This is a genomic window from Nocardiopsis halotolerans DSM 44410 (assembly GCF_000341065.1).
Classification (GTDB): domain Bacteria; phylum Actinomycetota; class Actinomycetes; order Streptosporangiales; family Streptosporangiaceae; genus Nocardiopsis; species Nocardiopsis halotolerans.
In genome coordinates, this window is the sequence record NZ_ANAX01000079.1 from 19,206 (window position 1) to 41,114 (window position 21,909).

Sequence of the window (21,909 nt, forward strand, 5' to 3'; positions counted from 1 at the left end):
TGGCCGGTCGTCCCGGCGGTAGGTCGTGCGTACCTGTTCTGCATCATCGGCACGCACCCACCCGGGCGGTCTCTCAGCACAGCCGTTTCTGTGAATTGCTCCGCGTCCGCCGGTCTGGCGGTGGTCCGGACCGGCGGACGGGGCGACGTCACGCAGGAGCGCCGAGCGGAGGGTGCTCGAGTACGCGGGGCTTGTACTCGACCAGCTGGATGCGGCCGTCGAAGGTGCGGTGCTCAATCATCTCGAGGGCGACGTCCGGATAGCCGTCGTAGATACGTTCTGCGCCCGTGTTCCCGGTGATCACCGGGAACATCACGACCCGGAAGCGGTCGACGAGTCCGGCTCGTAGCAGGGATCGGCACAGGCTCAGGCTTCCGATCGTGCTGAGGAGCCCCGAGCCACTCGACTTCATGGCGCGGACCACCTCGACGGCGTCGTCGCGGACGAGCGTGGAGTTGGCCCACGTCAGTGGCTCCTCGAGCGAGGAGGAGAACACCACCTTGGACGCTCGCGTGAGCTCGTCGACGGACGCCTCTTCCTCGGGCCTGAAATCGGCCTGGCTGTTCGGGACCTCACCAGCGGCGAAACCCGACATCTGGCGGTAGGTATTCGCTCCCATCAGGTGGGTGGCCTCGGGCTGCTCGCCGAGCCATGCGAGGTACTCCGGGCCCTCAAGGCCCCAGAACCCGGGCCAGCCCTCCCCCGACGCGTGGCCGTCGAGGGAGGTGATGAAGTCAACGAGAAGCTCCGACATGGCGGTGTCCTTTCCTGGGGTGTCACAAGCTTTGACCGGCCGGGAGCCACAAACTCATCGGCCGCGCGCCGGGGCAATGAGAGAACCCGTGACGCTGCAGCCGATCGCCTCGTCCGAGGGGGGAGACAGCGTGGCAAGCACTGCTGGTCGAGGAGACGTCGAGACGCTGGTCGTGCCGATCCGCTGGCTCCGCCCGCCCAACTCCCGGCCGCCGCCAAACCACATCGATGCGAGCCGACGCTTATGGTGACGCGGCCGGGGATCCTCCGACACCACCATCCCCGACCGGCCTTCCGTCCACCACCCCGCCGCCGAACCTGTGGACGACCCCTGACGGCCCCGGAGGCGGGACGGCCTCAGAAGTAGGTGGCCACCATCTCCACGACGGTGTCCCCGTCGTCCACCACCGGGATGGTCCGCCAGCGGTCGAAGGCCGTGCACGGGTGCGAGATCCCGAAGGAGACCAGGTCGCCGGGGCGCAGCTCCAACCCCGGCGGCACACTCAGGTAGGCGTGGTGATCGTTGAGGTCGGTCACCTCCAGGCCCTCCGCCGCCGTGCTGGCGCCGTCCGTTCGGCGCACCCGGCGCGGAACGGGGAACCCCTGGTCGTGGTTGGCCTCGCGACGGCCCAGGGAGGCGATCGCCAGTCCCTTCTCCGGGACGGAGATGACCTGGGCCCACAGCTCCAGGGCAGCGGTCAACGCCTCGGACCCCTCAGGCAGACGCCGGTAGGGCGTGGTGCGTTGGTACAGGCCGTCGTCATGGACCACGTAGGCACCGCTGCGCAGGATCGGAACGACGTCCTCCCTTCCGCCGAGCTCCTCGGCGACCAGGTCGAACCACGCGCTGCCGCCCACCGACAGCACCGGTCGCTCCAGTCCGTGCCGGGAGGTCAGTGCCGCGGCGTCGTCGAGCAGGAGTCGCAGGAAACCGCGAACACCGTCGGCGTCGCCGAGCGGACCCTCGTAGCCCGCCACTCCGGCCAGTTCCAGACCGGGCGCGTCCACGACGGCGCGTGCCACCGCGAGCACCTGCTCACGGGTACGGCAGCCGGTGCGTCCGCCGGGGACCCCGCGTTCGACCATCACGCGCAGGGGACGTCCTCCGGGGCGGTCGGCGGCCCGCGCGGCGACCGACACGCCCTCGGCGGAGTCGACGTAGAAGAGAAACTCGAAGTCGGGGTCCCGGTCGAGCTCGCCGGCCACCCAGCGCAGCACGCGCTCGTCGAGCAGCTCGTTGGCGAGCAGGATCCGGCGCACGCCGAACCCGCGGAAGGCCAGGACCTGGTTGGCGGTGGCGGCGGTGCTCCCCCAGGCGCCCGCGTCCAGTTGGCGCTGGATGAGGACGGGTGACATGGAGGTCTTGCCGTGCGGGGCGAACAGCAGCCGGTGGCGCGAGGCGAAGTCGGCGAGCGCGGCGATGTTGCGGTCCAGCGCGGAGGCGCGCAGCACCATCAGAGGCCAGGTGAACGGCCCGGTGAACAGGTGGTCGCGGCGGGCGGCGAACTCCTCCAGGGTGACCGGGTCGCCCGTCCACCACAGACCCTTGGTGCGCCAGTCGACGTGTTCGCGGGGGATGGTCAGGCGGTCGCTCAACGGGCCTCCCGGTGCAGGATCGGTCCGGCGGACGGGTGGCGTGGCGAGGTCCGGGCGCGCATGTCCTTCTCTCGTTCTCCTCGGGGGCGTGTCCGTGCTGGACCCGCTCCTTCCGCACCAGCGCCCTGGGGCCGCCGCGGCGGCCCCAGGGCGGGGTTTCCGGTAGGGGTCGGACCGATCATCCCACTGGTACGGACCAGTGGCCAGGGGTCGGTCAGCGGGTCACGGGCAGCGACGGGATGGGAATCCTGACCAGGGGCGGGGACTTCCTGCTGTGGGCGGCGATGGCCTCCTGCCCGACGTCGGGGTAGTCGGTGATGAACCCGTCGACCTTCCAGTCCAGGACGGTGTCCATCCGCGACCGCTCGTTGATGGTGTAGGGCATGATCCCCATCCCCGCCTCATGGACCCTCTCGACGTAGGTGGCGTCGATGGTGTTGTGGTTGGGGTTGATCATCTGCGCCCAGGAGAACTCCTGGATGCGGTCCTCGGGGACCCGGCCCAGCAGGGCGTGCGGCACGGACGGCAGCAGATCCTTGGAGCGGCGCACCGCCTCCCAGTCGAAGCTCTGCATGACCAGGCGCCGGGGCTCCCCGGAGGGGTTGGACTCCAGCCAGCTCCCGCGCTCGGTCAGCTGGTCCGCGATCTCCTGTTCGATGCCGGGGTAGAGCGAGGGTTCCTTGAGCTCGAGGAAGAGGTTGAGGTCCAGTTCCTCCATCCGGTCGAGCGCCTGGGCGAAGGTGGGAACGGGTTCGCCCTTGAAGGAGGAGTCGAACCACGACCCCGCGTCGAGCCTGCGGATCTCCTCCATGGTGAAGTCACTGACGTGGTAGGAGTCGCGGTCGGGGAAGACGTCCTCGACGTCGGTGGTGCGCTCGAGGGTGGTGTCGTGTATGAGGACGAGGACGCCGTCCTCCGTGCGCTGGACGTCGACCTCGACGGTCTCGGCTCCCATCTGGTATGCCGCGTCGAGGGCGGCGAGGGTGTTCTCGGGTGCGTGACCGGACGCCCCCCGGTGGGCGACGGCGATCAGCGGGCGCTCTGATGTCGTGTACTCGGTGACCGCGGATCCGCTCTCCGACCACCGAGGATCGGCGCCCGGCATCGCGGACGACGCGCTCGCGCTGGTGACGACGAAGAACGATACGGCTGCGACGACGATGCCGATGCGCTGCACCAGACCTCCCAAGTGCGCGTGAACGTGCCGGCTACTTCCTCAGGTTGAGTGCGTATGGTGACCATGTGGTTACCGACCGCCAAGCAGCCGGTGATCCGCTGCCCATCTTCTGGTGATGTGTCCGGCAGTTCGACGACATTCTCACTTAATGCATCCATTTGATCACTTCATGTACGGGTTTTGACCCCCGAGCCTCTTGGTGATTACTCAGGGCCTGCAAACATCACTAGGAGTAGTCGATGGGAAGGAGCACTCATGCGCAAGCACCACAAGAGGTGGGTCGCGCTGATCGGCGCCGCCGCGATCGCGTCGTCGGGATGGGTCAGTATCCCCGCGGTGGCCGACGAGAAGGACACGCGAACGGTCACGGGGCCGGAGGACGGCCGGGACGCCTCCCCGTACAGCCTCGATGGCTACGGGATCGGTTACCTGCCCGCTGGCCTGGAGCGATACGGGGTCAGCTCCTCGACCGTGGCCGACCGTCTCGGCAACCGGCAGTCGCAGCTTTCCTGGATGCGGGGCCCCGGCCAGCTGCTCGGCAGGGTCTCGGTCCTGCGTTCCGACCGTTACCAGAGCCTCGACGACCTTCGCGAGCACCGGTACGGACACCTTCCCGAGAGGACCCTGGAACGCCTGGCCTCGGGCGAGGCCCTCCGGAACGAGGCCTACCTGTCACCGGAGACCGGCGACCTGTTCTGGATGGAGGAGCCCGGGGTGGCCGTGTCCGTGTACCTCCAACCGGACCGGTGGGGCAGCGGCGAACTGGTCAGGATGGCGGAGTCGCTGACCGAGTTGAAGGAGGGGTCTCCCGAGGAGCCCGCCACGGAGGGGGCCGAGGAGCCGACCGCGGAGGAACCGACGGTCGAGGAGCCCTCCCAGGAGGGCGGTGCGTCGGAGACCGCGGAGGAGGGGACCGGCGGAGCCGCCGGTGGGTCCACCGGGGCGACCGGGCAGGAGGAGCCCGCGGAGGAGGGCGGAGACGCGCAGAAGCCCGCTGCCGAGGCGGGTGAGGAAGCGACCTCCGTGGACGGGGTCACTGACGGGACCACCGTGGGCACCTCCCCCGTCGGGCGGCCCGAGACTCCGGAGACCCACAATGAAATCGAGACCTCTGAAGCCTCCGAGACCTCCGATACCCCTGGGGTGACGGCCGGAGGAGAGGAGGACGCCTCGCAGGAGAAGCCCGACGCGGAGGAGCCCGCGGGCTCCGAGCAGACCGAGGAGACCAGGGTCCGACAGGCCAAGGAGTGTGTCATCCACCGGTTCGTGGACTTCGGGACCGGGGAGACCAGCCTTGCCGAGGCCGGGATGACGCCGTCCAGCAAGGAGTTCGTCGAACGGACCCTGGCGCTGGCCCTGGAGGAACTCAGCGACGAAGAGCGCGACCGTCTGCTGGCCACCATCTGGTACTACGGCGACGAGGGCGCGAAGGCCGGTGCCGTCGACGACTGCGCTCGGACCCTCGACATGACGCGTGGTGAGGTGGAGACGGTCATCTACGGACTCGCCTCGGTGATCGCCGAACTCGTGGAGGCCGCCGAGCAGCACGAGGCCACGCACGACGAGACCGTGGCGCGCACGCTTGACGTGGTGGAGGACACCCTGCCCGTGGAGCCGATCGGCGCCGCGGAGTGGGAGGAGATGGTGACGTCCCTGCCGTGGAGCCTCCCGACCGGGGCCTCCTGAGGTGGCGTGCCTTCAGGCGCGGCGCGGGGCCGCCGTCGGGGTGGTGCCGCGCCCGGAGGCCGACCGTGGCGGAAGGCGGTCGGCGGGGCGGGATACCGTGCACTGAGTGCGCTGAGGGCGTCGGCCAGAGGTGTGCGGCGGGGACTGCCGGGCCGGAGGCCGCCGTGGTGGTGGAGGGCGACGGGCGGGCGCCGCGCGGGGAACGCCGTCCCTGAGAGTGGTGGAGGACGAAGAGCTGGTGCCGCTCCCGAGGCCAACCGCTGAGGGAGCGGAGGGCGAGGGCCGGGAGAGCACCGCGCACGGAACCACCCCCGTGAGAGCGGCAGGTGGCTGTCGGAGGGCAGCACCATGCGGGCGGGCCGTGAGCCCCCCTGACATCCAGTCAACCCGGGGTGGGCGCACGCCACCAGTCCCGGGTTGTTTCTGTGGACGGCCCGCCCAAGGAGACCGTCCTGTGGAAAACCGGTCAGGGGGCCGTTCATGGGAACAACCCATGATGTACCGTCACCTCAGGTCCACGACCCGGTGACCGAGATCACCCCCTTCGGCCGCCACGCCTCCACCCGGGGCACGCCCGGCCCGGACCACGGTGGCGACCCCGCCATCCCCGCTCCCTGAGGAGGACCCGCTCAGATGCCCGGTTTCACCACCCGCCCCCAACTCCGAGGTGACTTCGGCATGGTCGCCTCCACCCACTGGCTGGCCAGCGCCACCGGCATGTCCCTGCTCGAACGCGGCGGCAACGCCTTCGACGCCGCCGTCGGGGTGGGTTTCACCCTCCAGGTGGTCGAGCCCCACCTCAACGGCCCCGGCGGCGAGGTCCCCGTCGTCTTCCAGGCCGCCGGAAGCGCTCCCCGGGTCCTGTGCGGCCAGGGCGTCGCCCCCGCCGCGGCGACCACCGACGCCTACGCGGGGATGGACCGCGTTCCCGGCAGTGGCGTGCTCGCCGCCACCGTTCCCGGGTCCTTCGACGCCTGGATGCTGCTCCTGCGCGACCACGGCACCATGACCGTCCGCGACGTACTCGACCACGCCATCGGACTCGCCGAGCGCGGCTACCCCGTCCTGGACCGCATCGCCGCCGCCGTCGAGGCCCTCACCCCCGTCTTCTCCCGGCACTGGGCCGGTTCCGCCGCCGTCTACCTACCGCACGGCGCCGCGCCCAGAGCCGGATCCCGGCTGCGCAACCCCGCCCTGGCCGCCGCCTACCGGCGGATCGTCGCCGAGGCCGAGAGCGCCGGGAGCGACCGCGAGGCCCAGATCGAGGCCGCGAGAAGGTCGTGGTCCCAGGGCTTCGTCGCCGAGGCGGTCGGGGACTTCCTGGCCTCCCCCGTCCCCAGCGGTTCGGGAGAGCCGCAGACGGCCCTGCTCACCGCACAGGACATGGCCGAGTGGAGCGCCTCCTACGATGATCCGGTCAGCGTCACCTACGGTTCCCACACCGTGCACAAGACCGGACCGTGGGGGCAGGGTCCCGCCATGCTCCAGCAGTTCCGCCTCGCCGAGGCCCTGGGCACCGGCCACGACGTGCGCGAGGGGATCAGCGCCGACTTCGTGCACGGGGTGACCGAGGCCGCCAAGCTCGCCTTCGCCGACCGCGAGGCCTGGTACGGCGACCCCGACTTCGTCGACGTCCCCCTCAAGGAACTCCTCAGCACCGACTACGCCGCCCGCCGCGCGGAGCTGGTCGACGGGTCCCGCGCCAGTCTGGAACAGCGCCCCGGCGGCGTCAGCGGCCGTCTTCCCTTCGAGCCTCCGCTGTACGTGCCGGGCCAGGCCCCCGGCGACCGCACCACGGGCGAGCCCACGGTGCGCGACGACGTTTCCAACCCCGCCGACCTGCGCGGGGACACCTGCCACGTGGACGTCGTGGACGCCTGGGGCAACATGGTCTCGGCCACGCCCAGCGGCGGTTGGCTCAGCAGTTCCCCGGTCATCCCCGCCCTGGGTTTCCCCCTGGGCACCCGGGCGCAGATGTTCTGGCTCGACCCGGCCTCCCCCAACGCCCTGGCGCCCCGCAAACGTCCCCGCACCACCCTGTCCCCCACCCTGGTCACCCGCGAGGACGGTCAGGCCGTGCTGGCGATCGGCACCCCCGGCGGCGACCAGCAGGACCAGTGGACCTTCACCGCCCTGCTGCGGATCCTCAACGGGGTGGAGAACCTCCAGGAGGCCCTGGACACCCCGATGTTCCACACCACCGCCTTCCCCAGTTCCTTCCATCCCCGCGAGACGGTCCCCGGCGGCCTGGTCGTGGAACCGGGTGTGGGCGAGGGGAACATCGCCGAGCTGCGCCGACGCGGGCACCAGGTGCAGGTCGTGCAGGAGTGGTCGCTGGGACGCCTGGCCGCCGTGGCCCGCGATCCGGAGACCGGCGAACTGCGCGCCGCGGCCGACGCCCGCGCCGCGCAGGGGTACGCGGCCGGCCGCTGACCTGGAGGAAGACGAACCGGAACCGAACCCGTCATGACATTGAGCGCGATGGACGGTAGACACGGGATGAGAGCGCTTGCCTGCATTGGTCTTCGGTCTTGCCAAATCGTCCGGTCACTGCTTATGTAGACCCTGTGCGACGGCACTCCGGGAGAGCTCCCGAACGCGCTCCGTCAGAACTCAATACCACCACATCAGGGCTCGTACGCTGTCTCCCCCTCCCTCAGTGACGGCCCTGTCCCCCTCCTGACCGAAGCCTGCCTTCCCCTCCCGGCTGGGTTTTTCGGACAGGGAGAAACGAGTGGTCCGTGGTGTCACCGGCGCGGTGACACCACGGACCACTCCCTTTCTCCGACGTCGGCGAACGGTCCCCGTACCGTCCAGCCCCGGACGAACCCCCCTCCCACGGCGGAACGCCCCGACCGGCGCCGGGCCGGACGGGGCGCTGGAAGCGGTGAGAGCGGACAGAGCGGTGGGGTCAGGACGGGACGTCAGCCTTGCTTTGGCGAGGCACCTCGGGGCCTCGGTCCCGGGAGGAATCGCCGTGCGGACGCGCCGCTCCACCAGTGATGCGAGTCACATTGAACTGGTGCGGCTGCGTGCTGTTACTGGGCTGCTACATGATGGTGGGCGTGTCGAAGATCGTGGTGCGGGTCAAGCTCGCGCCGTCGCCCGAGCAGGCCGCGGTGCTGGCCTCGACCCCGCGCGACCTCAACACCCACGCCACCCGGGTAGCGCACGTGGCTCACGAACGGGGCGTGTTCCGCAACTACGGTCTACGCGAACACACCTACCAGCAGTTGCGTGCGGCCGGGATGGGCTCACAAGCCGCCCAACACACCATAAAAAGGTGTGCGATGCCTACCGCGCCCAACGGTCCAACCTGGACAACGGCAACCACGGCCCCAAGGGATCGGCCCGTCGAGAGCGGATCGAGCCCGCACCCATCGCTTTCCGGGCCGACTCAGCGCACCCCTACGATCAGCGCGACCTGTCCTTCGCTCCGGACGCGCGCACGATCTCGCCGTGGACCCTCCCAGGCCGGTTGAAGGGCGTGCCGTTCATCGGATCGGCCAACCAACTCACAGCCCTGGCCGAGCACAAACGTGGCGAAGCCGACCTGTTGCGCAGCGACGGCACCTGGTTCCTGGCCGTGACCGTCGACGCCCCTGATGCCCCCGTGATCGAACCCGACACGCGGACCGGAACGCCTCCACCAGCATCGCCCGTCGGGGTGCTGTTGCGTGGGATGCGGGGCGGCGGTCACACGTCTGACCCGACCACCCGCTAGGGGTGGTCGGGTCAGACGCGGTGGGTTACCTCGCACCCAGCGGGGTGGTCCAACCGCACGCTCGGCCGTTCACGGCCGAGAAGCTGACGTGTTGACCCGCACGGCTCCCGCGTAGTTGTCGGTCCGCACCGGGGTGACGCGCACGTCCAGCCCGGTGCGCGGCGCCTCCAGCATCATGCCGTCGCCCAGGTAGATGGCCACGTGTGAGATGTAGTCGGGCGCGGTGGGGTCGGTGCGCCAGAACAGCAGGTCTCCGCGTTGGATGTCGTCGAAGGCCACGCGCTGTCCGGCGTTCCACTGGTCGTGGGTGACCCTCGGGATGGACACGCCCGCCTCGGCGAAGGCCCACTGGAGCAGGCCGGAGCAGTCGAACCCGCCCTCCGGGGTCTCACCGCCCCAGACGTAGGGGACACCGAGCTGGCTCTCAGCGTGGTCGATGACCTGCTCGATCACCGACGAGGGCACGGCATCGCCCTCGACGAGCGGCTCGGTGGCGTCCGCGACGAGCTGGAGGGAGGCGTCCTCGCCGAGGGCCTCCCGCAGGGCCTCGTGCAGCTCGGCCAGGTCGGCTTCGGGCGCCGAGATCACCAGGGCGTTGCCCCTGGGCATGCCCAGCTCGACCGCGCGCTCACGGGAGACCAGGGCGTCGATCCCGGCGATGCCGGAGGTGGCGTGCGTCCACACCTCCAGGGAGACCTCTCCGCGCCCGCCCGCGACGGTGACCTCGCCGCCGATCTCCAGGTCGCGTTCGGTACCGACGTCGTTGGACAGGGCGATGTGGCCCTCGGCGACGCCCTGCCAGACCTCGTCGGACGTGGCCGAGGGGTCGGGGGCGTGGTTGCGGAAGCTGGAGGGGCTGACGCCGAGCACCGAGGTGGGTTCGCCCTCGATCCCGACGCGTGCGGCGTCGACCGTCAGGACGCTCTCGACGCCGTCGATCGCGCGGACCGCCGAAACGGCCTCGCGGGGCAGGGTGCGGGGCGCGACGGCGAAGTACTCGACACTGCGCGCCTCGCGGAAGGGGGCCACGTAGGCGTCGCGTCGAAGGTCGGAGACGTCGGCGACCTCGGGGGGCGGGTTGTCGGTCTCCTGTCGGGGGTCGGTGCCGCTGGCGCTTCCGGAGGGAAGCTGTTCGCTGATGGGGGGACGGTCCTCGACCACCGGGTCCGCCCAGGCGGGCGGTGCTCCGAAGGCGGCGAAGGCGACGGCGAAGGCCGCCGTGGTTCCCGCACACGTTCTCAGACGGGTCCGCACGGGGGGGATCTCACCTTTCTGTGAGCGAGCCGCCCGGGGCATGGGGAACCCCTGCGACGCACGGCCTGTTGATTGTTCTGTACTGTCCGGATCCAAGAATGGGCGTATCGGGGCGAGTTTGCAAGAAGTCCACGCCGACCGATACAGGACGTCCATCCCGTGCTCATCCGATGTTCTGGGTGACCACCGGGGCCAGGGGGAAGCGCACCGGGCTGTTCCCGAAGAGGGTGACGCGGGTTCTGGCCTCGGCTTCGGCGACCGCACGTACCGTCTCCTCGGCCAGGTCGGCGGGCACGTGCAGGACGACCTCGTCGTGGACGAAGAAGACGATACCGGCGCCCTCCGGCATGTCCGGCAGGAGCTGGCGCAGCGAGGCGAGCAGGACGAGGGCCCACTCGGCCGCGGTGGCCTGGACGACGAAGTTGCGGGTGAACCTGCCGTGGGCGCGGCGGCGGCGTTCTCCTCCGGGGCCCGCGACGGTGGCGGCCCACCCGTCGGGGGCGGGTGAGGTGCGGCCCAGCCAGGAGCGGACGATGCCGCCGCCCTCTCCGGTACGCGCGGCGGAGTCCACGTAGTCCAGGGCGCGCGGGTAGAGGCGGCGCATGGTGGCCAGCAGGGGCGCCGCGTCGCCGGAGGTCTGCCCGTACATGGCCGAGAGCATGCCGATCTTGGCGCGTTCGCGGTCACCGCCCACGTGCACGGCCAGCCGTGCGTACAGGTCCTCCTCGGCGGCGGCCGCGGCCAGGGCGTCGTCGCCGGAGACGGCGGCGAGCACACGGGGTTCGAGCTGTCCGGCGTCGGCGCGGACGAGGACCCAGCCGGGGTCGGCCCGGACCGCCCCGCGCAGGGACCGGGGGATCTGGAGGGCTCCGCCGCCCCGGGTGGCCCAGCGTCCGGAGACCACACCGCCGACCACGTAGTCGGGGTGGAAGCGCCCGAGGCGCTGGCCGTCGGGGCCGGAACGCTGGCGCACCCAGCTCTCCAGCCACGTCCAGCCGTTGGCGGAGTGCAGTCGGGAGAGTTCCTTGTAGCGCAGCAGGAGCGGGACGACGGGGTGGTCGATCCCCTCCAGGACCCAGGAGCGGGTGGAGGCGACGGGGTGGCCGATCCACGCCATGGCCTTGAGGACCTGGGCGGGAGAGTCGGGGTTGACCTCGCGTCCGACGGACTCGCTGATGCGGGTGACGAGGTCGGCGAGCACGGGCGGGCGCTGCCCCGACGGGGGCCGGGGTCCGAGGAGTTCGGTGAGGATCTCGTCGTGGACGTCGGGGCGCCAGGGCAGGCCGTCGTGGCTCATCTCCGCGGCGGCGAGCCCTCCCGCGGACTCCACGGCGGCGAGCAGGCGCATGCGTCCGGCGTCGGGGAGTTCGGCGATGCGCCGCAGTTGGTCGGCGTGGACCTCGACCAGCGCGGCGAGGCGGTCCGTGCCCGGAGGCAGTGTGGAGCGGTCGGCCTCGAAGAGAGCGGGTTGGGCGGTGGTGCCCTCGCCGAGGGGACGGGCGGGGTCGTCGGGGACGGGCAGTCGATGCAGGCGGGCCCATGCGGCGCCCAGGGAGGAGGCCTCGCCGTGGCGGGCGTGGTAGCCCAACAGCAGGGCCTCGGTGAGCGCGGCGTCGTGGCAGCGCGAGACCCGCACTCCGGCGCGGACGAGGTCGGGATAGAGGTCCTCGCTGGCCGACCACACCCACCGGGGAGGTTCGGAACGGGCGTGCTCGGCCTCGCGGACGGCGGTGGCGAGGTCACTCACGTGGCGGACCGGGCCGGGGGCCTCGTCCAGTTCCTGGAGCCAGCCGCCGCCCTCGCCGTCGGCGACCACCGCTATCCGCATTCTCCCAGTCTGTCCCCTGTCTCTGACAGTTGGCCCCTTGTGAGCCCCTTCCGGGCTCCTTTCGGGATCCTGGGCTCTTCCTGGGGGTTTCCTGAGTCCCTTCCGGGCTCCTGCTGGCATCCCTCGCCCCGGTTCGGGGTGACGTCACCGTTCTCGGGCGCCGGGACGGACCACGTTGGCCAGTTCCCCGCCGGTGGCCCAACGGGCGAGCTGGGCGTCCATGAAGGCACGGGCCCGGGGATAGAACGCGGCCGAGCCGCCCGCGACGTGCGGGGTGAGGAGCACGCCGGGGGCGCTCCACAGCGGGTGGTCGGCGGGCGGGGGCTCGGGGTCGGTGACGTCGAGGGCGGCCCGCACCCGGCCCTTCTCCGCCAGCAGGGCGCCGGTGTCCAGGACCGCCCCCCGCCCCACGTTGACCACGAGCGCGCCGTCGCGCAGCAGGGCGAACTCACGGGCGCCGAACAGACCACGCGTGGTCTCGGTGAGCGGGGTGACCAGCACGACGACATCGGTGTCGGGCAGCAGGGCGTGTAGTTCGTCCACCCCGTGCACGCCCTCGTCCGGGCGGGCGCGGCTGGCCACGCGCACGACCTCGGTCTCGAAGGGCAGCAGGCGGCTCTCGATGGCCTGGCCGATGCTGCCGTAACCGACGATCATCACCCGCGAGTCGGCCAGGGAACCCACCGGGGCGGAGTCCCAGTGGTGTTCCCTCTGCGCGAGTGCCCACCGTGGCAGGTTCCGCCGCGCGGCCAGGATGAGCGCGAGGGCGTGTTCGGCGGTGCTGGCGTCGTGGAGCCCGCGCCCGTTGCACAGGGTCACGTTCTCCGGGACCAGGGGGAGCACGTGTTCGTACCCGGCGGAGAGGAGCTGGACGACCTCCAGTGACGGCATCCGCGCGATCATGTCGATCCGCTCGTCGGCTCCCTGGGTGGAGGGGGCGTAGGGAACCTGGTAGAAGGTCACCTCGTCCAGGACGCCCTCGGGTGCCGGTCCCCCCGCGTAGAGGTCCACCGTCAGGGAACGCGGCGCGTTGTCCCTGTTCTGCTCCCACTGCACCAGCGTTCGGTCGCCCATCCGCGCCGTCCTTCCTCGTTCGCCTCGGACGCCACCCTAACGGGAGCGCGTCAGCTCGTAGCAGGCGATGGCGGCGGCGGCGGTGACGTTGAGGGAGTCGACGTCGCGGTCGGCCATGGGGATGTGCACCCGGGCGGTGGCCCGCTCCATCCACCGTGAGGAGAGACCGTCGCCCTCGGTACCCAACAGCAGACCGACCCGGTCACCGGGGTCGACGGCGGCCATGGCGTCGCCGAGGGGCAGGGAACCCTCGCCCGGGGTGAGCGCCATGAGGTGGAATCCGGCCTCGCGCAGCGTGTCCAGGCCGCCGTACCAGTCGTCCATGCGCGTGTGGGGCAGGGTGAACACCGAGCCCATGGACACCTTGACGGCCCGCCGGTACAGGGGATCGGCGCAGCGGGGCGCGAGCACGATCGCGTCGACACCCAGACCGGCGGCGCTGCGGAAGATGGCGCCCACGTTGGTGTGGTCGACCAGGTCCTCCAGGACCACGATGGTGCGTGCCCGGGTCAGGACGTCGTCGAGCGTGGGCAGGGGACGGCGGTGGAAGGAGGCCAGGGCGCCGCGGTGCAGGTCGAATCCGACGAGCCGCCGGGCGGTGTCCTCGCTGACCACGTACAGCGGTGCCGCATGCGCGGAGACCACGTCGTCGAGCGCCTCGGCACGGCGTTCGGTGAGCAGGAAGCTGCGGGGCGCGAACCCGGCCGCGGCGGCCCGGCGGATCACCTTGTCGCCCTCGGCCATGAAGAGCCCGTGTTCGGTCTCCAGGTGGCGGCGCAGGTTCACGTCGCGCAGGCGGGTGTAGTCGGCCAGGCGCGGGTCCGCGGGGTCACTGACCTTGATGACGTCCATGAAGGACGATTATCGCCCGTCCCGGGAGCGTATCCGCACCCCAGGGGCCTCAGGGAGGTCGTCCACCCTGGGGGAACCCCGGTCAGGCACACGTGGAGCCAACAGCGGCGGCCCGCCGCGGGGGCTGGGCACACGCGCTGGCGGCCCGCCCCAGGGGGTGGGAGGCGGAAGGTGGCTGGTGTCCTCGACCACGCGTCCGTGAGCTGGTGCGCCCCGGCATGAGCTCCAACGTGCGTGGCGGCTCCGCCCGGAGAAGGCGGGGAAACGGCTTCCGACGTCCCCAGAGGGCGCGTGGCCGAGGAAGGGCACGCCGAAGCGGACGGGACCGGGGATCCCCCCACTTTCCAGTCAACCGGAAGCCGGGGTCCCGGGCCAGAGGCACCTCGCTCCTGTGGACAACGACTCCCGGGGCGCGCTCAGCCGAGCTGCTCGGTGAGCATGCGCAGGCGCTGCCAACGCGCCTCCTCGCAGGAACCCTTGCGGCTGAGCGTCGTCTCGACCTCCTGGCCCTCCCAGGTGCCCGAGATCCTGGCCTCCTGGGGTCCGTACACCTCGTCGGTGCACACGGTCCCCTCGCGCACCTCGGTGAACAGGTACTCGATGCCCGTGTCGACGGCGTCCGTCTGCTCGGCGTCGCCCTCAGCGCCACCCTCGGCACCGCCTTCGGCGTCACTCCCGGCCCCGGCCCCGGACTCGGCGCCACCCTCGCCCTCGCTCTCGCCGGTCCCCTCGTCCTCCCCGGTGACCGGTTCCCCGGTGTCGGTGCGGACCTCCGCGGCCGCCCGGGCCAGCTCGGCGCAGGCGGGCGGGTCCTCCTCGGCGTCGCCGTCGCACACCAGCGTCTGCACCCAGGCACGGTCGCGGTCGCTCACCTGGATCCGGAGTTCGCCGGTCGGCGCGTCCCCCGCCACGGTCTCCTCGGGCTCCTCGGCGTTCGGACTCAGGTCCGGGGTCATCGCGGTGGTGGCCTGCACGTCCTGCGGTGGAAGCATCGACGGACCGACGATCACCCCGTAGGCGAGTGCGCCCGCACAGCAGAAGCCAGCGAGCAGGGCGGTGCCGAGCGTGCCTCGGCTCCGGTGGTCACGATGCGATGGGGACATGCCAAAAACCCTCGGGGGTCGGTGTCATGGGACGTCCACTGGGGGAGGTGGGCCGGGTGTGGACGCGGGGCCTAAGCCTAGCGGGGTGCCCTGGGTACTCACGGATGGGCACGGTAACAAAGCAATCACCCTGTTCGGACCGCGACGGGCCGCTCCGGCGGCGCGAACCTCCTCTTCCGTTGGCGCGTTACCAACGAGTAAGGTCCTGGAAAAGTCTCATGGTGTGGTTGTTACGTTCTCCGTACCGTGTGACGCCGTCAGTCGCGCGGCGGTTCGCCCCCCGCCACCGGAGTGCGGGATGTCACTCCGCACCACCGGAGTGCGGGGGCGCGGGACGCCACCCCGCGCGTCCGTTCCCCACAGCACCGGCCTCCGTGCGGACCCCGGACGGGAGCCGGGCACAGCCCCACCCCCGGAGTGCCCGTGTCCAGTGGACGCCACCGACTCACCCCACCGACCACCGCGACCGCCGCGACCACCCGCCGGGTGGTGGCGTCACCGCTGGGAATCGCCGCGGTCTCCGTCGCGCTCATCGCGGTCGTCGCGATCGCGGTTCCCGTCGGGTTGGACGCGCTCGGCTGCGGCGAGGTCCGCTACCTGCGCGTGTCGGCGACCCAGGGCATGGCACCGGTGCTGCGCGAGGCCGCGAGCGAGTTCAACGACGACCACCCCAGCTACGACGGGGAGTGCGTGTACGCGCAGGTGGACGAGATCGCGCCGCACCGGATCATGGCCGCCCTGTCCGGCGACCGCTCCGGCGGCTCCACCATCGCCCCGCACGTGTGGGTGCCCGAGTCCTCGGCCTGGGTCGAGCTGACCCGCGTCTCGGAGGGCGGCACGCACAGCATCGCGACAGACGCGCCCTCGTTGGCCAGCTCGCCAGTGGTCCTGGCCGCCCCCGAGGGGACCGAGGGCATGCCCGAGCCCGACGGGGCCAGCTGGACCCTGGTCCTGCCCGGCGAACGCGACCCCGAGCGCCCCCTGGTCATGGTCGACCCCAACCGGGGGGTCGACGGCATGACCGTCATGCACGCGGTCCGCCGGCACCTGGGCACCGGCGACGACGCCGACACCGCCATGACCGACTTCGTCCGCGACGTGCAGCGCGACAGCGCGTTCGGCGAGATCGACCTCAACACCTTCCACACGGGCTCGGAGGCCGCCGAGGAGCGCGTCGACCCGGTGATCGTCGTCCCCGAGCAGGCGGTGGTGGCCTACAACGCCAACCGCGCCGAGTCCGCACCGCGGATGGAGGCCCACTACCCGGCCGAGGGCACCGTCAGCCTCGACTACCCCTACGTCACCACCACCGGCGTCCCCTCGCTGCGGTCGGCCGCCGCCGACCTGCACGAGGTGCTGAGCCAGGACTCCCACCGCTCGCGCCTGCGGGAACTGGGCTTCCGCGATCCCGACGGCACCGCCTCCCCCGTCCTGGCCGACCAGCCGGGTATCACCGCCGAGGAGCCGCCCACCCACGACGACCTGACCGGGGACGCCCTGCTGACGTCGGTCACCGACTGGAACCGGCTGTCGATGCCCAGCCGAACCCTGGTGCTCGCCGACACCTCCGCGAACATGGCGGAGGAACTCGACGACGGCCTGACCCGCATGGAGGTCGCCCAGCAGGCGGCGCTCATGGGTCTGTCCCTGTTCCCCGACGAGACCGACATGGGCCTGTGGCTCATGTCGGACGAGTACGGGGAGAGCGGCCGTGACGAGGCCGCGGGCATCCACCAACTGGGCGCGCCCGAGGAGGGTGAGGAGGCCACCCGCCGCCAGGAACTCGTCGAGGTGGCCGAGGAGATCACGGTGCGCGGCGGTTCCTCCCGCCTGTACGACAACATCCTGGCCGCCTACAACCGGGTGCGGGACGACTACGACGAGGACAGGATCAACAGCGTCATCCTGCTCACCGCCGGACAGGACGAGGGGTCCAGCGACATCTCGCACGAGGAGCTGGTGGCCGCGCTCCAGGACCGCTTCGACCCCGAGCGTCCGGTCAGTATGTTCATCATCGCGTTCGGGGCCCGGGCGCAGGAGGAGGAACTGCGGCAGATCGCGGCGGCCACCAGCGGCTCGCTGTTCGTCACCGACGACCCCGACGAGATCGGCGACATCTTCCTCAGCTCGATCTCGCGGCGACTGTGCGTGCCCGACTGCGACGCCTCCTGAGCCTTCCGCCCGCCGGAAACCGACTCGGGGTGGTCTCGATTGGGTATCGGAATCGAATTTCGGCCCGCTCTCCTCGGAAAAACGAACGCGAACGAAACAGACCGAACCCTCGAGTTAACCGGCCCTGTGTCCGTGTTCACCTCCGGCGATCCCCGATCCCGCCGCCCCCTGACCGATCCGACCGGCATTCACTCGGTCTGAACGGTTGAGTACCGTTTCCCACCAGTAACACCCCTGTGGCCGATCCCACCCGCTGGCGAACCGGTGCACACGGGCCCCTCCCCTACCACCCATCCCCCGTACGACAACCGTCCGTACACCACCCCGTGAGGAAAGCTGTGGGACGTCACCGCGGAAGATACGCAGAAGAACCCTCGCGCCGGTCCAGGCGCCGACGCGGCCGTGGCGGAGCCTTCGCCGCCCTGGCCGCCGCCCTGGTGATCGTGGTCGGTCTCGCCGCGGCGGGCGTCTACATGTTCGGCCGGTCCGACGGCTGCGGCGGCTCCGACATCGCGCTGGACGTCGCGGTCAGCCCCGAACTGGCCCCCGCCCTGGACGATGTCGCCAGGGACTTCAACGCCGAGGAACACCAGGTGGACGACCGCTGCGTGCGGGTCCAGGTGCGCCAGGTCGACTCCGCCAACGTCGCCTTCGGTATCACCGGCACGGGCGCCACCATGGGCGACACCGACTCCCACGTGTGGATCCCGGACTCCTCGGTGTGGCCCCGCCTGGTCCAGAGCCAGGCGGGCGACGCCATCATCACCCAGACCGGCACCTCCGTGGCCCGTTCACCGCTGGTCCTGGCCGAACTGGCCGAGTTCGCCGACCAGGGGGAGCAGCCCAGCACCTGGGCGGACATCGTCCCCACCACCGCTCCCGGCGAGTCGGGCGGCAGCGCCGTCCGCATGGTCGACCCCGCGCGCAGCTCCACGGGCCTGGGCACCCTCTACCTGCTGCGCGGCGCGCTGGAGGAGGCCAGCCCCGACGCCGGCACCTTCAACGCGCACATGACCGCCGCCCTGCAGTCCCTGCACAGGGGCGCGTCCTCCGACGAGGAGGCCGCCTTCCTCGCCTTCAGCGGCGGCGGCGCCGAGGCCCCGCCGATGATGGTGATGTCGGAGCAGGCGGTGTGGCGCTACAACTCCGCCCACAGCGGCGCCACCGCGCGGGCCAGCTACATGGAGGGGGGCACCCACTACCTGGACTACCCCTACATCGTGCGCAGCGAGGAGAGCGCCGTCACCCGCGCCGCCGAGGAGTTCCGCAAGGAGGTACAGACCGACGAGGCCCGGGCCCGGCTGCTCGCCGAGGGCTTCCGCGGCCCCGAGGGGGAGATCGACACCTCCGTACTCACCGAGGAGGTCGGCTTCGCGGAGGAGGCGCCCACCGAGCTGCCCACCCCGGAGGAGGACGCGGTCACCGAGCTGATCCGCACCTGGAACCAGCTCAAGATGGACTCCCGGGTGCTCGCGATCGTGGACATCTCCGGCTCGATGCTGGCCGAGGTGCCCGGGACCGGGATGACCCGCATGCAGGTGACCAGTACCGCCGCCACACAGGGCCTGGAGATGTTCACGCCCAGCTCGGAGCTGGGCCTGTGGGAGTTCTCCACCAACGTCAACGGCGACCTGCACCACCAGGAGATCACGCCGATCCGCGAGTTGCAGGCGGCCACCGAGGAGGGTGGCACGCACCAGGACGTCCTGGCGGGCGCGCTGTCCTCGCTCCANCGTTGTACGACACCTACCTGGCCGCCTACCAGGAGATGTCGCGCACCTACAAGCCGGACCGGAGCAACGTCATCCTCATGCTGACCGACGGGGACAACGACAACCCCGGCGGTCTGGGGCTGGACGAGCTGCTCTCCCAGATCGACTCCCTGGCGAGCCCGTCGCGGCCGATCCCGATCATCACGATCGCGTTCGGACCGGACGTGCAGAACCTGGAGCCGCTCCAGCAGATCGCCGCGGCCACCGGCGGTGCCGCGTACATGACGGAGGACCCCACCGAGATCGGTCAGATCTTCGTGCAGGCGTTCTCGCTGAGGATCGCCGAGGAACCCGAGGGCACCGAGTAGGCCGGGAGCACCGGGAGGTCCTCCTCACCCCCGGGTGACGTCCGGGCCGTGGCGCGTGGCGCCACGGCCCGGACGCGTTCGTCCCCTCTTCGGCCGCCCTCCCGCCCCTCTCCCACCACGCGGAAACGCCGTACCCTCGGCCCGCGCCCCGGCCCTCCTGCGGACCCTTCTCGCGGAAGGCCCGCCCGACCTTCCCCCCGCTCCCTCCGAAGCACCCGGAACCCACCCCTCGCGGTACGGACAACCGCGCGGGACCGGCGGTGAGAAGACACTGTCCTCCGCGTGCGGGGCTCTGGACTTCTGCGCGGTGTTGGCGTACCCAAAAGGGGTCGGGGATTCCCGAGGCGCCCGCCGCGCGCGGGGGACGGACCCGCCCGCCCGGGCCTCCCGCGGCGCCGGACACGGCACACGACGACCGGATTGGGGAAGACCATGGCGGAGGCGTGGATGCCCGGTGCCGAAAGGCTCGTCGGTGAGACCACCCGGACACCTCCCGGAATCGGTGCCCCGCGTGCCGTGTGGACGGTGACGGGATCGGACCCGCGGGCCTGGTCCGCGCGTGAGGAGGCGCGGCGGCTGGTGTACGAGGAGCGCACGGCGCACCTGGTGTGGAACCCGTTGACCGGCGACGTGGTCCAGATCCTGGCCGCGACCCGCCGCGCACGGTTACCCCTGGGGAGCACCGACCAGTACGGACTGCACCTCGACCACGGTCACGAGGGACGCGTGTGTGTGGCGGTGGCGGTGGTGTCGGAGGCACCCTTCACCGACGGACCGATGCACGGGCTCGCCCCGATCCTGACGTGGCTCGACTCGTGGGATGTGGAACGCGTCTGGCCGGCGGGGCCTCCGGGAGCGGAGGGCGCGAAGGCCGCCGACGCGGCGCGCGTGTGGGCCAGGGGCGGCCACTTCGGTCACGACCAGGTGCCCGGCTCCTCCGCCAAGGGCCCGGGAAGGTTGGACACCGCGCGGCTGTTGTCCGTCGGCCTCTCCACCACCGGACCGCCCGACGGCCCCCGCGTTCCCCCGGAACCGCGACGCTCAGCGATGACGTGAGCACGGGAGGACAGGAGAAAAATGCTCTCGCGGCCCTGACCACGGGGAACTGGATACCGCTGGTTCAGCGCCGTTCCGTAACCCTTTAGTCTGTCGCCCATGGGTGGATCTATCGAGCCGGGTTGGTACGCGGACCCGCAGGGCGACGCGCAGACGCTCAGATGGTGGAACGGCGACGAGTGGACGCGGCATACCCGTTCCCTGAGCGAGCTTCAGGGCGGTACCGGAGGCGCCGGCGGCGCTGACGAGGAGGCCGCCACCACCTACCTGGGCGGATCCGGACCGGGCGCCTCCGCTCCCGGTGAGGACGACGACCCGGAGACCGTACGGCTGGGGCCCTCCTCCACGGCGCCCGCGCCGATCGACGACGAGCCCAGCACCATGCGCATCAACCCCTCCTGGGCGCAGGGCTCCCCCCAGCAGGACTCCACCCCTCCGCCCTCCCAGCCCCCGGTCGAGGACGAGCCCAGCACGATGCGGATCGACCCCTCCTGGGCGCAGGGCTCCTCCCCCGCCTCTTCCACCCCCCAACCCCCCATCGACGACGAGCCCAGCACCATGCGCATCAGCCCGTCCCGACCCCAGGGCGGTGCCGAGGACGAGGAGCCCACCGCCGACCTGGGTGGCACGGACTCCACGATGCGGGTCAGCCCCTCCGACCTTCCCGGGCGCGATGACGACGAGGTGCCCACCGCCGACCTCACCGACGACGAGATCCCCACGTCCAACCTGACCGACGGAGACATCAGCGGGGACGCTCCGCGTACCGCGGTGTTCGACCCGGGGTCCGGATCCGGTCAGGACGCCCCCCGCACGGCGGTGTTCGACCCGTCGGGGGGCGAGCCCGCCGGCACTGCCGTGTTCGACCCCAACGACCCCGCGTTGTCGGGCGGTGGTACCTCCGGCACCGCGGTCTTCGACCCCTCGGGGGGCGAGCCCGCCGGTACCGCCGTGTTCGACCCCAACGACCCCGCCTTCTCCGGCGGCGTGCCCGAGGACGAGGGCAGGAAGGGCGGCAAGTTCAACAAGTTCCTCGGCAGCCTCAAGGAGGGCTGGTCCGACCTGTCCGAGGAGCGCAAGGAACAGCGCCGCCAGGCCGAGGAGGAGGCCGCCAAGCAGCGTGAGGAGGAGCGGGCCCGTAGGGAGGCCCAGCTCCAGGAGGAGGCCAGGCGGCGCGAGGAGGAGGCCAGGCGCCAAGCGGAGGAGCAGCCCTCGGGCGCGCAGACCCCCGGTGCCGCCGACGCGCAGAGCGGGGCGCGGCCCGGGGCTCCGTGGGGCCCGTCCGGACAGCAGACCCCCGGGCAACAGCCCCCGGGACCGCAGGCGGCCGGACAGCCCTTCCCCGGCGGTCAGCAGCCCGCGCAGCAGCACCCGGGCGCGCAGCCGCCTCCCGACCCCCAGCAGGGGCGCTCCGCCCCGCCCGTGGCCCCGTCCGGACCGCAGCAGGGCATGTTCGAGCGTTCGGGCCCGCAGCAGCCGCCGTCGGGGCCCCAGCACGGCTACCGCCAGCCCCCGCCGCCCCAGCAGCCTCCGCAGCCTCCGCAGCCTCCGCAG

The 21,909-nt window shown here is 71.6% G+C and carries 14 protein-coding genes and 1 pseudogene; 7 read left to right on the top strand and 8 right to left on the bottom strand.

Going from position 1 to position 21,909, the window contains the following annotated elements; genetic code table 11:
* Positions 1 to 148: 148 nt before the first annotated feature.
* The 3 genes from D455_RS0106285 to D455_RS0106295 form a co-directional block, all read right to left on the bottom strand.
* On the bottom strand, positions 149 to 754 hold the full coding sequence (locus D455_RS0106285; RefSeq protein WP_017569906.1) for a dihydrofolate reductase family protein: 606 nt from the start codon (positions 752 to 754) through the stop codon (positions 149 to 151).
* 356 nt (positions 755 to 1,110) lie between these two features.
* Entirely contained in the window at positions 1,111 to 2,349 is a 1,239-nt protein-coding gene (locus tag D455_RS0106290) for an alanine racemase (RefSeq protein WP_017569907.1), read from the bottom strand.
* 214 nt (positions 2,350 to 2,563) lie between these two features.
* Positions 2,564 to 3,526: a glycerophosphodiester phosphodiesterase gene (locus D455_RS0106295; RefSeq protein ID WP_017569908.1), complete on the bottom strand. Its 963-nt coding sequence runs from the start codon at positions 3,524 to 3,526 to the stop codon at positions 2,564 to 2,566.
* Positions 3,527 to 3,781: 255 nt separating this feature from the next.
* Here D455_RS0106295 and D455_RS0106300 point away from each other — a divergent pair, with 255 nt between their 5' ends.
* The 3 genes from D455_RS0106300 to D455_RS35140 all read left to right on the top strand — a co-directional run bounded on the left by D455_RS0106300 (position 3,782) and on the right by D455_RS35140 (position 8,936).
* Positions 3,782 to 5,212 carry a hypothetical protein gene (locus tag D455_RS0106300; protein WP_026122373.1) on the top strand — a complete coding sequence of 477 codons (1,431 nt, stop codon included), beginning with the start codon at positions 3,782 to 3,784 and terminating at the stop codon, positions 5,210 to 5,212.
* 633 nt (positions 5,213 to 5,845) lie between these two features.
* A complete protein-coding gene (locus tag D455_RS0106310) occupies positions 5,846 to 7,645 on the top strand; it encodes a gamma-glutamyltransferase family protein (protein ID WP_017569910.1) in 1,800 nt (599 codons plus the stop codon).
* 850 nt (positions 7,646 to 8,495) lie between these two features.
* Positions 8,496 to 8,936 (top strand): hypothetical protein, encoded by a 441-nt coding sequence (locus tag D455_RS35140; RefSeq protein WP_017569912.1) that lies wholly within the window; start codon positions 8,496 to 8,498, stop codon positions 8,934 to 8,936.
* A 69-nt stretch (positions 8,937 to 9,005) separates the two neighbouring features.
* Here D455_RS35140 and D455_RS0106325 read toward each other — a convergent pair whose 3' ends face one another.
* From D455_RS0106325 to D455_RS0106345, 5 genes are all read right to left on the bottom strand, one after another.
* Positions 9,006 to 10,190 carry a C40 family peptidase gene (locus D455_RS0106325; protein WP_017569913.1) on the bottom strand — a complete coding sequence of 395 codons (1,185 nt, stop codon included), beginning with the start codon at positions 10,188 to 10,190 and terminating at the stop codon, positions 9,006 to 9,008.
* A 163-nt stretch (positions 10,191 to 10,353) separates the two neighbouring features.
* On the bottom strand, positions 10,354 to 12,018 hold the full coding sequence (locus tag D455_RS0106330) for a bifunctional 3'-5' exonuclease/DNA polymerase (protein WP_026122374.1): 1,665 nt from the start codon (positions 12,016 to 12,018) through the stop codon (positions 10,354 to 10,356).
* 144 nt (positions 12,019 to 12,162) lie between these two features.
* On the bottom strand, positions 12,163 to 13,092 hold the full coding sequence (locus D455_RS0106335) for a 2-hydroxyacid dehydrogenase (protein ID WP_017569915.1): 930 nt from the start codon (positions 13,090 to 13,092) through the stop codon (positions 12,163 to 12,165).
* Between the two features lie 36 nt (positions 13,093 to 13,128).
* Positions 13,129 to 13,944: a TrmH family RNA methyltransferase gene (locus D455_RS0106340; protein WP_017569916.1), complete on the bottom strand. Its 816-nt coding sequence runs from the start codon at positions 13,942 to 13,944 to the stop codon at positions 13,129 to 13,131.
* A gap of 416 nt (positions 13,945 to 14,360) precedes the next feature.
* Positions 14,361 to 15,047: a hypothetical protein gene (locus tag D455_RS0106345; protein ID WP_026122375.1), complete on the bottom strand. Its 687-nt coding sequence runs from the start codon at positions 15,045 to 15,047 to the stop codon at positions 14,361 to 14,363.
* Positions 15,048 to 15,470: 423 nt separating this feature from the next.
* Here D455_RS0106345 and D455_RS0106350 point away from each other — a divergent pair, with 423 nt between their 5' ends.
* The 4 genes and pseudogenes from D455_RS0106350 to D455_RS0106365 form a co-directional block, all read left to right on the top strand.
* Complete coding sequence (locus D455_RS0106350; protein ID WP_017569918.1) at positions 15,471 to 17,219, top strand: substrate-binding domain-containing protein; 1,749 nt, start codon at positions 15,471 to 15,473, stop codon at positions 17,217 to 17,219.
* A gap of 338 nt (positions 17,220 to 17,557) precedes the next feature.
* A pseudogene (locus D455_RS29435) lies at positions 17,558 to 19,299 on the top strand (substrate-binding domain-containing protein).
* Between the two features lie 432 nt (positions 19,300 to 19,731).
* Positions 19,732 to 20,355 (top strand): hypothetical protein, encoded by a 624-nt coding sequence (locus tag D455_RS0106360; RefSeq protein ID WP_017569920.1) that lies wholly within the window; start codon positions 19,732 to 19,734, stop codon positions 20,353 to 20,355.
* Positions 20,356 to 20,454: 99 nt separating this feature from the next.
* The coding region (locus tag D455_RS0106365) for a DUF2510 domain-containing protein (protein WP_026122376.1) at positions 20,455 to 21,909 on the top strand (1,455 nt) is incomplete at its 3' end.

Bases quoted from the DNA above. Each gene is read 5' to 3' on its own strand.
- D455_RS0106285 (WP_017569906.1), bottom strand. From the start codon at position 754: ATGTCGGAGCTTCTCGTTGACTTCATCACCTCCCTCGACGGCCACGCG.
- D455_RS0106300 (WP_026122373.1), top strand. From the start codon at position 3,782: ATGCGCAAGCACCACAAGAGGTGGGTCGCGCTGATCGGCGCCGCCGCG.
- D455_RS0106310 (WP_017569910.1), top strand. From the start codon at position 5,846: ATGCCCGGTTTCACCACCCGCCCCCAACTCCGAGGTGACTTCGGCATG.
- D455_RS0106330 (WP_026122374.1), bottom strand. From the start codon at position 12,018: ATGCGGATAGCGGTGGTCGCCGACGGCGAGGGCGGCGGCTGGCTCCAG.
- D455_RS0106335 (WP_017569915.1), bottom strand. From the start codon at position 13,092: ATGGGCGACCGAACGCTGGTGCAGTGGGAGCAGAACAGGGACAACGCG.
- D455_RS0106340 (WP_017569916.1), bottom strand. From the start codon at position 13,944: ATGGACGTCATCAAGGTCAGTGACCCCGCGGACCCGCGCCTGGCCGAC.
- D455_RS0106345 (WP_026122375.1), bottom strand. From the start codon at position 15,047: ATGTCCCCATCGCATCGTGACCACCGGAGCCGAGGCACGCTCGGCACC.
- D455_RS0106360 (WP_017569920.1), top strand. From the start codon at position 19,732: ATGGCGGAGGCGTGGATGCCCGGTGCCGAAAGGCTCGTCGGTGAGACC.